This window comes from Roseobacter sp. TSBP12 (genome assembly GCF_009129705.1).
Classification (GTDB): domain Bacteria; phylum Pseudomonadota; class Alphaproteobacteria; order Rhodobacterales; family Rhodobacteraceae; genus Celeribacter; species Celeribacter baekdonensis_A.
On sequence record NZ_PYIB01000026.1, the window covers coordinates 59,126 to 72,997 of the forward strand.

10 protein-coding genes and 1 pseudogene are annotated in these 13,872 nt (G+C 58.4%); 7 read left to right on the plus strand and 4 right to left on the minus strand.

Annotated features, from left to right (window positions below):
• Positions 1-12: 12 nt before the first annotated feature.
• Together C8029_RS07180 and leuC are read right to left on the minus strand one after the other, a co-directional pair.
• Positions 13-1,551, minus strand: coding sequence for a sialate O-acetylesterase (locus tag C8029_RS07180; RefSeq protein WP_152002594.1), 1,539 nt, complete (start codon positions 1,549-1,551; stop codon positions 13-15).
• A gap of 18 nt (positions 1,552-1,569) precedes the next feature.
• Positions 1,570-2,979, minus strand: coding sequence for a 3-isopropylmalate dehydratase large subunit (gene leuC, locus C8029_RS07185; protein WP_152002595.1), 1,410 nt, complete (start codon positions 2,977-2,979; stop codon positions 1,570-1,572).
• Between the two features lie 279 nt (positions 2,980-3,258).
• Between leuC and C8029_RS07195 the strand changes: the two are divergent.
• From C8029_RS07195 to C8029_RS07225, 7 genes and pseudogenes are all read left to right on the plus strand, one after another.
• A pseudogene (locus C8029_RS07195) lies at positions 3,259-4,574 on the plus strand (mechanosensitive ion channel family protein).
• Between the two features lie 152 nt (positions 4,575-4,726).
• Positions 4,727-5,116 (plus strand): ribosome silencing factor, encoded by a 390-nt coding sequence (gene rsfS, locus C8029_RS07200; protein WP_152002597.1) that lies wholly within the window; start codon positions 4,727-4,729, stop codon positions 5,114-5,116.
• Positions 5,116-5,586 (plus strand): 23S rRNA (pseudouridine(1915)-N(3))-methyltransferase RlmH, encoded by a 471-nt coding sequence (gene rlmH, locus C8029_RS07205; RefSeq protein ID WP_009570127.1) that lies wholly within the window; start codon positions 5,116-5,118, stop codon positions 5,584-5,586. Before rsfS ends, rlmH begins: the two co-directional genes overlap by 1 nt.
• A gap of 103 nt (positions 5,587-5,689) precedes the next feature.
• The gene (gene gpmI / locus C8029_RS07210) at positions 5,690-7,216 is read left to right on the plus strand and encodes a 2,3-bisphosphoglycerate-independent phosphoglycerate mutase (protein ID WP_152002598.1); all 1,527 of its coding nucleotides are present in this window, start codon (positions 5,690-5,692) and stop codon (positions 7,214-7,216) included.
• On the plus strand, positions 7,213-8,346 hold the full coding sequence (locus tag C8029_RS07215; protein WP_152002599.1) for a murein hydrolase activator EnvC family protein: 1,134 nt from the start codon (positions 7,213-7,215) through the stop codon (positions 8,344-8,346). The genes gpmI and C8029_RS07215 overlap by 4 nt, the downstream gene beginning before the upstream one ends.
• 42 nt (positions 8,347-8,388) lie before the next feature.
• The gene (locus tag C8029_RS07220) at positions 8,389-9,714 is read left to right on the plus strand and encodes a S41 family peptidase (protein WP_009570124.1); all 1,326 of its coding nucleotides are present in this window, start codon (positions 8,389-8,391) and stop codon (positions 9,712-9,714) included.
• A 49-nt stretch (positions 9,715-9,763) separates the two neighbouring features.
• Positions 9,764-10,243 carry an RNA pyrophosphohydrolase gene (locus C8029_RS07225; RefSeq protein WP_152002600.1) on the plus strand — a complete coding sequence of 160 codons (480 nt, stop codon included), beginning with the start codon at positions 9,764-9,766 and terminating at the stop codon, positions 10,241-10,243.
• A 7-nt stretch (positions 10,244-10,250) separates the two neighbouring features.
• Here the strand turns inward: C8029_RS07225 and C8029_RS07230 are convergent, their stop codons facing one another.
• Positions 10,251-11,513 carry a lytic murein transglycosylase gene (locus tag C8029_RS07230; protein WP_152002601.1) on the minus strand — a complete coding sequence of 421 codons (1,263 nt, stop codon included), beginning with the start codon at positions 11,511-11,513 and terminating at the stop codon, positions 10,251-10,253.
• 99 nt (positions 11,514-11,612) lie between these two features.
• Entirely contained in the window at positions 11,613-13,868 is a 2,256-nt protein-coding gene (gene rnr / locus C8029_RS07235; protein ID WP_152002602.1) for a ribonuclease R, read from the minus strand.
• Positions 13,869-13,872 lie beyond the last annotated feature (4 nt).

Here is a 13,872-nt window from a genome sequence, read left to right on the forward strand (position 1 = left end):
CCACGAATCCTTTCAGGTCGTTTCACGCGCGGACAATGTCTCGCGCAATTTTTTGAGTTTCCATTTGGGGCCACCGACCTCAAGGCAACGGTCAATGGCATAAAGAGCAAGACCCGGACGGCGCTCGGCGCTTTTGTTGGCCAGGGTCAGCCAGTAGATTTTGCTGTCACGCCGCCGCGCGCGCGCGGCTTTGCGGATGTCATTCACGGGCGGGCCGTCGTCAAACAGACCTTCAAACAGCAGAGGCAAGGATTTGCTGTCCAAAAGCCGCTGTGCCACTTGATGCGAGGCCAGCGGGATTTTGATCAGGGACCACGTGTCGTCGGTGTCAAACAGAGCGATTTGGTTGCGGTCCGCATTGAGCGGATCATAGAACACAAGCTTTTGCGCCGTTGGGGACACATGGTCCTCCATCCGGTGCACAAACCCGTCGATCCGTTTCGCCGCTTTGCTCCACCGTTTTTCCCAAGGCACAGTCGCCCGGTCGATGGAATATTGCGGCGCCACGGCCAAAACCCGATTTGCGGCCAAAGCCCCGGACAGTAAAAGCCCGCCATAAGCGCCCATTGAGGCCCCGTAGGTGACGAGTTTGGTCTCTTTGGGGACAAAGCCACGGATCGCCTTGGCCATCTCAAAGACCTCTTCGTCCTGAAACCAATTGGACATCCGCGCGCGGACATAGACCGCTGCTGTGCCGCGTTTGCGAAAGAACCTTTGGCCAAAGCCCGGTTCAGCAAAGCCATCGTCAGCCACCGCATGAGGCAGTGAGACCACGACGCCTGTCGGTGTCAGGGTCTCGCCCTCATACCAGGCGTGATACTGGTCGCTGGTCCAAAGCCATTGCCGGATCAACGCGCTGTCCTCAAAAGAAGACAGCGCATCGGCAAAGCGTTGCCCCAGCGCCGCAAGCCCGGAGGCCGTCAGATGAACGGCACCGGAACGATGCGCAAGATCGCGGGTTTCTACCGTTTTGAACGCCGTTACGTCGGCAGACGCCATTGCGTCGCGCACCAGATCAACGCGGTCGCCCGGAGCCGTGATCAGCCCTGCCACAATCGGCAGATCGGGCACGCCGAGGTCTTGCCGCAAGCGTGCGACAAAACCTTCGAACCGCGTACCGTAAGCCTGTGCGTCCTCATGATCCAGGGCATCGCTTTCGCCCTGCATCCAGATCAAACCCCGCAACCGCACTGGTCCCGTGGCCATTGCGGCGCGCACCTCAGCCACCAAACGCTGGTAGAGCGGACCACCACGCCCCTCGGCAGACCAGCCGCGAGACAGGTAAGACCCGCCCTTGGCCAGTTTGACGATGGACAGCGGTCGTCCAGTCTGAACCTGCCACTGACGTGCAAAGCTCAGTTCGGGACCAAACCCCCGTTTCTGATAGCCCGCATCGACCGCCAGAGGCACCCAAGCCCCATTGGCCCAAATGCGCGCACCCTCAATTTGACCCCGCTCTGTGTCAGCGAGATCGTCCACACCAACCTTGTGGCCAGCCATGTTGCTTTGGCCAGCCATCAAGATCAGATCAGAAGGTGCGTGTTGCGCCATGCCCGTGGCCCAGGTTGCTTAGAGCATTTCACGCACGTCGGTCAGATGACCGGTGAGCGCCGCCGCTGCTGCCATGGCCGGGGACATCAAGTGGGTGCGTCCGCCGCGGCCTTGGCGGCCTTCAAAGTTGCGGTTCGAGGTCGCTGCACAGCGCTCGCCCGGCGCAAGTTGATCCGGGTTCATCGCCAAACACATGGAACACCCGGCCAGACGCCATTCAAAGCCCGCCTCGATAAAGATGTCGGCCAAGCCCTCTTCTTCGGCTTGCGCGCGGACAAGGCCGGACCCCGGAACGATCATCGCCCGCATGCCGTCTTTGATCTTTTTGCCCTTGAGGATCGCGGCGGCTGCACGCAAATCTTCGATCCGGCCATTGGTGCAAGACCCGATGAACACGGTGTCAATTTTGATGTCGGTCAGTTTCTGACCCGGCTCGATACCCATATATTCCAACGCGCGTTTGACCGCATCAACCTTGCCGCCGGTGAAATCGTCGGGCGAGGGCACAACTGCGGAGATCGGCAATACGTCTTCGGGTGAGGTGCCCCACGTCACAACCGGCTGAATGTCTTCGCCTTTCAGCGTCACAACCTTGTCAAAATGAGCGCCTTCGTCGGTGTAGAGTGTTTTCCACCAATTCAGAGCCGCTTCCCACTGCGCGCCTTTGGGGGCGTGCGGGCGACCTTTGACATAGTCAAACGTGGTTTCATCCGGCGCGATCAGACCCGCGCGTGCGCCGCCCTCAATCGCCATGTTACAGACGGTCATGCGGCCTTCCATCGAAAGATCGCGGATCGCTTCGCCGCAATACTCAATCACATAACCAGTGCCGCCGCCGGTGCCGGTTTCGCCGATCACCGCCAAAGTGATGTCTTTCGCGGTCACGCCGGGCTTCAACTTGCCGGTGATTTCGACCTTCATGTTTTTGCCCTTGCGCTGGATCAGCGTCTGGGTGGCCAGAACATGTTCGACCTCGGAGGTGCCGATACCATGGGCCAGCGCGCCGAATGCGCCGTGAGTGGCGGTGTGGCTGTCGCCGCAGACCACGGTCATGCCGGGCAAGGTCCAACCCTGTTCCGGGCCAACGATGTGCACGATGCCCTGACGGATGTCAGACACCGGATAGTAATGCACGCCGAATTCCTTGGCGTTGGTGTCGAGCGCCTCAAGTTGGATGCGGCTCTCTTCATTGGCGATGATGCCAGACACGCGGTCCAACGTGGTCGGCACGTTGTGATCCGGCACGGCGATGGTTTTTTCCGGCGCACGGACTTTGCGACCGGTCATGCGCAGACCTTCAAAGGCCTGCGGGGACGTCACTTCGTGAACGAGGTGGCGGTCGATGTACAGCAAACAGGTGCCATCTGCGTCCTCGTGGGTCACATGGGCGTCCCAGATTTTATCATAGAGTGTCTTCGGGGCGGTCATTTCGCTCTCCCGTGGATATGTGAGTGAATTTTAGGAATATGGGTGGCGTGCGGACACACCTGTCCAGACCGCATCAAAGTCGGGCAAGGACTGAGCACATCGCTCCGAAGAAGCGCCAGGGCAACCAGGCCCGATCAGCGATTTCAAACATACGTTCCATGCGGTTCACATATAGATTGGCATTGAGTCCCGCAAGGGAGTTGACGCGTTGCGGGTGCGCTGCGCTTGCACGCTGGCGCTTTGCCGTGCCAAGCTGGCGCAAACACCAAAGGACCGCGCGTGGAACCGACCCAGATCACAGAGCTTTTGAACCAAACCGGTGACGATATCCTGGGGTTTCTCCAAGGCCTGCTCAGACGGTGGAACCTTTATCAGATCGGCATCACCCTTATGACGCTCGCTGGCGCGATCTTGATCGGGCGAATTCTCAGCGCCCGGATGCGCAATTGGATGCGCAGCTTGGAAGGTCGGCCAAAATGGCAATTGCGGCTGCTTTTGGCGGTGGAAAAGCGGCTGCCCTTGTTGGTTTGGGCGCTGCTCCTCTGGGCCGTCTACCTTGTGATGCACCAAATCACATGGCCCTCGCGCTCCTATTTGGTCGCCATCATCGCGCGGGTCGTCTCGGCGTGGTTCGCGGTGGAATTTGTGGTGCAACTGGTCCGCAACCGATCCTTGCGTCGCACGGTACGCTGGGGGCTATGGGCCTATGTGACGCTCTATTTCTTTGGTGGGTTGGACTGGGCGGCATCGTTTTTAGACAGCATCGCGGTGGAGTTTGGCGATTTTCGCCTCTCCGCCCTCTCGCTGTTGAAGGCCTTGGTGGTGACGGGTCTTTTGGTCTCCTTTGCCCGCATCACCGCACGCCAAACCTCGACCCGCATTCGGCGCAACGAAGACATTTCACCCTCGATGCGCGAATTGATCATCAAAGGCGTTCAGGTGGCTCTCTATGGCGCCGCGTTTTTCGTCGGGTTGAAAGCGGTCGGTTTTGATCTGACCGGGCTCGCGGTCTTGTCCGGGGCAATTGGTGTGGGACTTGGTTTTGGCTTGCAGAAAGTTGTGTCAAACCTCGTGTCCGGCGTGATCATCCTTTTGGACAAATCCATCAAACCCGGCGACGTGATTTCGCTGGGCGATACCTTTGGGTGGATCAACACGCTGGGCGCGCGCTATGCCTCGATCACCACCCGCGATGGCAAGGAGTTTTTGATCCCCAACGAAGATCTGATCACCGGGCAGGTGGTCAACTGGTCACATACAAACGATTTTGTCCGTTTGGACATCTATTTTGGCACCGCCTACGGCGATGATCCGCACCAAGTCCGGCAAATCGCGATTGAGGCCGCCAAAGCCGTCAAACGGGTCCTGACCACCAAACCGCCCGTCTGTCATATCGTTGGTTTTGGAGACAACTCGGTGGATTACATCCTGAGGTTTTGGATCACGGACCGACGGGCGGGCTGACCAATGTGCGCGGCGATGTCTATCTTTCGCTCTGGGATGCGTTCAAAGCCAATGGCATTTCCATCCCCTTCCCACAACGCGAAGTGCGGGTGTTGGAGGGCTCTCAGCTTGTCACAAAGGGGGTTGATTGATCGACGCGCAGGGTACATTGAGATTTACCTCTACTGATGCTATATTGACTATATGCCCAGCGCCGGGGCATGACGGCGCGCTTTGATAGGAGGACTATGTCCTGTCTCTACCTCAGACCGCAGCCCTTGACGCTGCACATTCGGAGATGCCCATGACAGGCGCAGCCTCTGAAAAATTTGGTGGCCAGAAATTGTTGAATTTCATCACCGACTTTCTTGACCAAGACAAAGCCGAAGACATCGTCACCATCAGCTTGCAGGGCAAGTCTGAGATGGCGGATTATATGGTGATCTGTTCCGGTCGCTCGACCCGTCAGGTCTCTGCCACCGCCGAAAAACTCTCCGCGGCCCTGAAAATGGAACACGAAGTGTTTTCGCGCATCGAAGGCAAAGATCAGGGCGATTGGGTTTTGATTGATGCGGGCGATGTGATTGTTCACATTTTCCGTCCCGAAGTCCGTGAGTTCTACCAGCTCGAAAAAATGTGGATGTCGGCAGAAGACTCCCGCGCTGCGTCGACGTCCAAGCCGATCGAGAGCTGATGAAAGTTCACATCAATGCCGTGGGCCGGCTGCGTGCCGGTCCTGAAGCGGCGTTGATTGCAGATTACACCACCCGGTTCGACCGCACCGGGCGCGCGCTTGGCCTTGGACCTTTGACCCTATCAGAGGTTGAGGACAAAAAGGGCGGCGGTATGAAAGCGGAAGCCGTGCTTTTGGAGCGGGCCTTGCCGAAAGGCGCGGTGATCGTGACCATGGATGAGCGTGGCAAACTGCTCTCCTCTCCTGAGTTTGCAGATAAATTAGCGAACTGGCGCGATGCCGGGCGCTCTGATGTGGCCTTTGTCATTGGCGGAGCCGACGGGATTGACCCATCGCTGCGCGCGCAGGCGGAGTTTTCGATCTCTTTGGGCAAAATGGTCTGGCCGCATATGCTGGTCCGCGCCATGCTCACCGAACAACTTTACCGTGCCGCCTCTATTCTCGCCGGATCGCCCTATCATCGCGAATGATCCAAGTATTTTTGCTGCAATGAAGCCCTTGGTGGTTCAACAAGCGGTGATGGCACGTTAGATAGGGTGCAACTGCTTTGCTCTGTTTAGAAGGAAGCCCGTCATGGCCACACCGAAACCCGTCGTTCTTTGTATTCTCGATGGCTGGGGGATTGGCCCAACACCCGAGGCAAACGCCCCCGTTTTGGCCAAAACCCCAACCTTTGATCGGCTGATGGCAGAGTGTCCGCATGACACGTTGATCACATTTGGACCGGATGTGGGCCTGCCGAGCGGGCAAATGGGCAACTCCGAGGTCGGTCACACCAACATCGGCGCGGGCCGGGTTGTGGCGATGGATCTGGGCCAGATTGATTTGGCCATCGAAGATGGCTCTTTCTTTCAAAACGCCGAAATCGTCGCCTTTGCCGAAAAGGTCAAAGCCGCTGGCGGCACCGCGCATTTGATGGGCGTGATCTCGGACGGTGGCGTGCATGGCCATATCGAACACACGCTGGCCGCCGCCAAGGCGATCACCGATCATGGCGTGCCGGTGATCATCCATGCCATCACCGATGGCCGCGATGTTGCGCCGCAATCTTCGGCAACATTCATCCCCGATCTAGTGGCGCGCCTGCCCAAAGGGGCATCGGTCGGCACGGTCATTGGCCGCTATTACGCGATGGATCGCGACAATCGGTGGGAACGGGTGTCTCAGGCCTATTTCGCGATGATCAATGGCACAGGCGTTGAAACCGCCGCCACGGCCGCAGGCGCTGTCACCGCCTCTTATGCGCGCGGTGAGCATGATGAGTTTATCAAAGCCACAGTGATTGGCGATTACGCGGGCGTCAAAGATGGCGATGGCTTTTTCTGTCTCAACTTCCGCGCCGACCGCGCCCGTGAGATCCTGCGCGCTATTGGCGAGCCGGAGTTTGCCGAGTTTGACACCGGCCCGCGCCCACGCCTGTCGGCATTCTTGGGCATGGTCGACTATTCCGCCAGCCACGGCGCCTATATGACCACCGCCTATCCAAAAAGTGACATCATCAACACGCTGGGCGAATGGGTCGCCAAGAAGGGGTTGAAACAATTCCGTTTGGCCGAGACCGAAAAATATCCGCATGTGACGTTTTTCCTCAATGGCGGCAAAGAGACGCCGGAGGAGGGCGAGGATCGCTTCATGCCGAAATCGCCAAAAGTCGCGACCTATGATTTGCAGCCCGAGATGAGCGAGCCTGAGGTGGCCGAAAAATTCGTCTGGGCGATTGATGAGGGCTATGACCTGATCGTCACCAATTTTGCCAACCCCGATATGGTCGGACACACGGGCATTTTGGAGGCCGCAATGGCCGCCTGTGAGGCGGTGGATGACGGTCTGGGCAAGGTTGTGGCCGAGCTTGAAAAGGTCGGGGGCGCGATGTTGGTGATCGCGGATCACGGCAATTGTGAAACCATGATTGATCCGATCACGGGTGGCCCTCACACCGCACACACCACCAACCCGGTTCCCGTGATCCTGTTCGGGGGTCCCAAAGGCGCGCGGTTGCGGTCGGGCGGGCGTTTGGCCGATGTGGCACCAACGATCCTTGAATTGATGGGGCTCGATCAGCCCGCTGAAATGACCGGTGAAAGTCTTATCGTCACATGAGACTGGGCACTGTCGCAGTTTGTTTTGCGCTTCTGACCGGGGTCGCACTGGCGCAGGAGGATAGCCCCGCTGCGCTGGCCGAAGGGGCTGTGGCGCAGTTCAATGCGGCGCATTCTGAATTGGAGGCGGCGCAATCTGCCGGGGATCGGGTCAAGGCCCTGACCCGTGTCGTGCGTGCCTATGAAGACGGGTTAGAGGCGATGCGCGCGGGGCTACGGCAAGTGTCCCTGCGCGAAGATGAGTTGGACCGTGAGTTTCAGGATGAAAGCGGCCAAGTCGCGCAACTTCTTGGCATTTTGATCAATCTCAAACCTGATGCCTCGCCAGAAGCCTTGGTGCATCCGACCGGTCCTTTGGGTCATGCGCGCGCGGGCATGTTGGTCTCTGCAATCACGCCCGCGATGCAGGCGGATGCCGATGCGCTTCGGATCAAACTCGAAGAGGTCTCTATTTTGCGGGAATTGCAAGATGAGGCGCTCGAGACCCTGGCCCGAGGTCTCAAGGAGGCGCAACAGGCGCGCACCGACCTGTCTCAGGCGATGTCGGACCGCACTGACCTTCCGCGTCGGTTCAGCACCGATCCCGATCGTTTGAAGACCCTGATTGACAGTTCGGAAACACTTGAGGCTTTTGCCTCCGGCCTTGCCGTGATGGATGTGGTGGATGGGATCAGCCCCTTGCCCGATCTGGATGCGGCAAAGGGCACATGGCCGATGCCGGTCAGTGGCGTTTTCATCCGCGGCTATAAAGAACCCGATGCGGCGGGGGTGGCACGTCCGGGCTGGCTTTGGGCCACGCGGGCGCTGTCCTTGGTCTCAACGCCATGGCCCGCCACCATTCGCTACAGGGGCGCGTTTCTGGACTACGGAAATGTGATCATACTTGAGCCCGGAAATGACGTATTGCTTGTTTTGGCAGGGCTTGATGAGGTCTACGGTGAAGTTGGCGAGGTGATCCCTGCTGGCACAGCCGTTGGACTGATGGGCGGAGCCGCGCCGGATTTGGACGCCTTTGTGGAAAATGCCACCCAAGGCACTGGCGCAGGCCTGACAGAGACGCTTTATATAGAGGTCAGAGAAGGCGGAAAGCCGGTGAACCCGGAACAATGGTTCGCGAACGCACCGCTTTAGTCGATCAAGGGCCCGCATGGCGGGCGGGTGAGAGGAACAGGAATGAAGAAATATTTGATGGCGGGCGTGGCCGGTATCCTTGCAGGCACATTGATCTCGACGCAATTCGCCGGCCCGCTTTTGGCGCAAGAAGCCGAGAAGTCCAGCAACGTCTACGAGCAGCTTGATCTTTTTGGGGACGTGTTTGAACGCATCCGCGCGCAATATGTCGAAGAGGTTGACTCCGAAGAGCTGATCGAGGCGGCCATTGACGGCATGCTCTCTTCACTTGACCCGCATTCCTCCTATCTGTCCCCAAAAGACGCCGCCGATATGCGGGTGCAAACCTCCGGCTCCTTTGGTGGACTTGGCATTGAGGTCACGCAAGAAGAGGGCTTTGTGAAAGTCGTCGCTCCGATGGACGGCACGCCCGCCGATATCGCAGGTGTCGAAACCGGCGATTATATCACCGCCGTGGATGGCAGCAGCGTGATGGGCATGACCCTTGATCAAACCGTGGAATTGATGCGCGGGCCGGTTGGCTCCGAGATCGTCATCACCGTGGTGCGCGAGGGGGTTGAAGAGCCCTTCGACATCTCCATCATCCGCGACACGATCAAATTGACCGCCGTGCGCTCGCGCGTGGAAGATCACACCATCGTGCTGCGTGTCACCACATTCAACGAACAAACCTATCCGAACCTCGAAGATGGCCTGAAAAAAGGTGTCGAAGAACTGGGCGGCATGGCCAATGTCGATGGCATCGTCGTCGACTTGCGCAACAACCCCGGCGGGCTGTTGGATCAGGCGATCAAGGTCTCTGATGCGTTCCTGGAAGAGGGTGAAATCGTCTCGACCCGTGGCCGCACACCCGAAGACAGCGAACGCGTCAATGCGCGTCCGGGCGATTTGGCCGAGGGCAAACCGATTGTCGTGCTGATCAATGGCGGCTCGGCCTCGGCCTCTGAAATCGTCTCAGGCGCTCTGCAAGATCACCATCGCGCGGTTGTTGTCGGGACGAAATCCTTTGGCAAAGGCTCGGTGCAAACGGTCATGCCGCTGCGCTCTGATGGCGCGATGCGCCTGACCACGGCGCGTTACTATACGCCGTCGGGTCGCTCGATTCAGGCGCTTGGCATTTCGCCCGACATCATCGTCGCACAGCCGCCGCGCCTGCCCGAAGCCGACGAGACGGCGGATGCGCCGAAGTTGCGTTCCGAGGCGGATTTGCGCGGGGCTCTCAACAACGACAGTTTCACCGAGGATGAGCGCCGCAAGATCGAAGAAGAACGCGCCGCCGCCGAAGAGTCCGCGAAATTGCGCGATGAGGATTTCCAACTTGCTTATGCGATCGACCTGCTGAAAGGCCTGTCGAAAATCGGCAATTGATCCTATGGAGAGGGGGCCGCGTGGCCCCCTTTTTTCTTGCGAGGACCTGATGACCAAAGACCGATCCACTTTGCCCTACCGCCCTTGCGTGGGGATCATGTTGTTGAACGCCGAGGGCCGGATTTTTGTCGGTGAGCGCATCGACACGCCCGGTGCCTGGCAGATGCCGCAAGGCGGAATTGATGCCGGTGAAACGCCGGAAGAGGCCGCTTTACGCGAGCTTTGGGAAGAAATTGGCGTGAGGTCAGATCATGTCGAGGTGCTCGCGCAGTCCGCTGATTGGCTGACCTATGATTTGCCGGATCACCTTTTGGGCAAGGTCTGGAAGGGCAAATATCGCGGTCAGAAACAGCTCTGGTTTGTGCTGCGTTTCAAAGGGCCAGAGAGCGCCATCAATATCGACACCGACCACCCGGAATTTGGCCAATGGAAATGGACCGATTCTGCCGGATTGGTGTCTGATATTGTGTCGTTTAAGCGCGATATTTATCAGGCTTTGGTGACGGAATTCTCAGGCCATTTGGCCTGAAATCCTCTTATCTCAACAGTTTCAAAAGCGTCTGTGACGGATAACCATCCGGGGTCACGCCGACCGAGTTCTGAAACGCTCGGATCGCATTGATCGTGTTCGGGCCAATGATGCCATCGACCTTGTCATCCAAGAAGCCTTTGCGCTTCAAAATCCGCTGCATCTGCATCTTTTCTTTAAACGACAACGGTGCATAGCCGCGCGGCCAAGACGCCTGAATCGCCGGGCCACCACGCAGTCGATCTGAGAGGTGGCCAACGCCGATCACATAGGCATCCGCCTTGTTGTAGCGCTCAATCACCGCGAAGTTGTCAAAGATCATAAAGGCCGCGCCTGACGCGCCCGCAGGCAAAAGAATCGAGCCTTTGCCGTAGTTCGGCACGGGCCGTCCGTCGATTCCCATCACCCCTAAAGAGGCCCAATCTGACGGCGCACGCATGGTGTCGCGGCGCGCAGAACTATAGTCGAATCCAGCCGGAAGTCGCACTTCGACGCCCCAAGGCTGTCCCTTTTTCCAACCGTGTTTGGCCAAGTAGGCGGCCGTGGAGGCCAGCGCATCGGTTGGGTCATTCGACCAAATATCGCGTTTTCCATCGCCGTTGCCATCGACCGCAAAGGCCAGAAAAGAGGTCGGAATAAACTGGGTGTGGCCCATAGCACCGGCCCAGCTTCCCTTCATGTTATGGGGCGAGGTGTCGCCCGACTGAAGGATTTTCAAAGCCGCCAAAAGTTGGCTTTCAAAAAACCGACCGCGCCGCCCGTCATAGGCCAGCGTCGCCATGGCTTCGATCACATTGGTGTCACCGCGGGTCGCGCCATAGGCACTCTCAACGCCCCAGATTGCCGCAACCACATGTTTATCGACGCCATACACCCGTTCGACCCCGTCCAAAACCGCCGCATGTTTGCGCATCGCCGCCTGACCGTTCGACACCCGTGTGGGGGAGGCGGCACTGTCGAGATAATCCCAGATTTGTTTGGTGAATTCGGACTGTTTGCGATCCTTGGCGATCACGTCTTCATTATAGCGCACACCGCGAAAGGCGCGATCAAAGGTGGTTTGAGAAATGCCTTCGCGCATGGCACGGGTCTTAAACCCGGCGATCCACGCGTCCAGCCCGGCTTGTGAGGTGGATGAGACCAAGGTCACGGCACTCTCCCGATTAAATTGATGCGGCAATTCCGCAATGTGCCCCGCAGGCTGTGCGGTGGCGGAGGTGAGGCCAAGCCCGAAAAACAGACCAAAGACAGAGAGGAAAACAGGGCGCATTCTAACAGCTCCAATAACAGTTACTCGACCGTAGACCAAAACCTTGGCAGGGTTGAAGCCGGGAACACAGAGGCGGCGATAATCCGCTATCCGTGTCGTTCAGCTCCGCCGCCGCTGTACTTTCTTACGGATCTTTTCCTTATGGGCCTTACCTTTATTGTACTTGCGCGACACCACGCGGCCTTTGGCCCGGCGCGGTCCGCGCGGCATCAACGCCCCGTCAATTGACAGCAATTCCAACTCCAACCCGCCGGTCACAGGCACAGCCTCGGCAATACGCACAACGACCTTTTGACCAATCGAAATCTTCATGCCGGTGTCAGCCCCCATCAGCGTTTGCTCGTCTGGGTCGTAATGGAAAAACTCTGCGCCCATCGTGCGCACCGGCACAAGGCCATCGGCGCCGGTTTCATCCAGTTTGATGAAAGCGCCAAATTTTTGGATGCCCGAAATATGCCCGGTCATCTCATTGCCAATGCGTTCGCTCAGATAGGAGGCCAGATAGCGGTCATTCGTGTCGCGCTCCGCCGTCATCGAGCGACGTTCGGTTTCGGAGATATGTTTGGCCGTCACCTCCAAACGCTCAATCTCATCGGCAGACAAGCCGTCCTTGCCCCAACCATGGGCTGAAATCAGACCGCGATGGACGACAAGATCGGCATAACGGCGGATCGGCGAGGTGAAATGCGCGTATGAGCGCAGGGCGAGACCGAAATGGCCGTAATTCTCCGGGTGGTAATAGGCTTGGGTCATCGAGCGCAGGGTCGAAATGTTGATCAATTCGTCCTGCTCCGTGCCTTCGGCCTGAGCCAGAAGCCTGTTCAGATGCGAGGTGTGGATCACCTGTCCCTTTGCCAGAGTAAAGCCCGAGGCCTGTGCCACTTCGCGCAGCGCGTCAAGTTTCTCGCCCGAGGGTTCTTCATGCACACGGTAGAGCAGCGGTCGGTTGCGATGAAACAGTTCTTCGGCGGCGGAGACATTGGCCAGCACCATGAACTCCTCGATCAGCCGATGCGCATCAAACCGCTCGGCCAGAGCAACAGAGGCGACACGCCCATCTTCGCTCAAAACGATTTTGCGTTCAGGCAGATCCAAATCCAGCGGCTGACGGTCATGGCGGGCGCGTTTGAGGGCCTCGTAAGCCTCGTAAATCGGCCCGATCACCGTGTCCATCAACGGGGCACAGGCCTCATTGGGTTGCCCATCGCGGGCCGCTTGCACTTCGGCGTAATTCAAGGCGGCGGCCGATTTCATCAGACCGCGCATGAAGCGATGCGATTTCTTTTTGCCTTCGGAATCAATCACCATCCGCACGGCCAAACAGGCACGCGGCACGCCTTCGTGCAGCGAACACAGATCGCCGGACAGGCGATCCGGCAACATCGGCACAACCCGATCCGGGAAATAGGTCGAGTTGCCACGTTTCCACGCCTCGCGATCAAGCGCGGAACCGGGTGTCACATAATGCGCCACATCGGCAATCGCCACCCAAAGGATAAACCCGCCCTTATTGGCTGGATCAGGGTCGAATTCGGCCCAAATCGCATCATCACGGTCGCGCGCATCGGCCGGATCAATGGTCACCAGAGGCAGATCGCGCAGGTCCTCGCGGCCCTTGAGACCCGCTGGTTTGGCGGCATCGGCCTCGGCGATCACATCATCGGGGAAATCATCGGGAATGCCATGTTGGTGGATCGCGATCAGCGACACGGCCTTGGGCGCACTCGGGTCGCCCAGACGGGTGATGATGCGCGCCAGAGGCAGGCCCATACGGCCCTTTGACCCGGCTTGCTCGGCCTCAACCAATTCACCGTCCTGCGCGCCATAGTCATTGCCCGACCGGACCAGAAAGTCTTTGTCGTTGCCTTTGTCGATCGGCACAACCCGCCCACCTTCGGCATCTTTGCGATAGATACCCAAGATTTTGCGTGGATTAGAGCCTATTTTACGGATCAGGCGGGCCTCATATTGGTGATCCTCGCCTTTTACCTCTTGCAGCTTGGCCAAAATCCGCTCGCCCTCGCCCAAGGCGGCATCGCTTTCACGCAGTACCATCAAAATCCGGGGCTCGGGACCTTCGCCGGTCCATTCCAGCGGGCGCGCAAACAAATCGCCCTGAGCATCGGGGGCAAACACGGACAAAACCGACACCGGGGGAAGTTTATCCGGGTCGCGATAGGTCTTGTGCCGCTTTTGCAGGTGACCCTCCGCCTCAAGTTCTTTGAGGATACGTTTCAGGTCAATCCGCGCAGCACCTTTGATGCCAAAAGCCTTGGCAATATCGCGTTTTGCGCTCTCAGTCGGGTGATCGGAAATCCATTGGAGGATTTCGTCTTTGGTGGGGATCTTGTTCATAGGG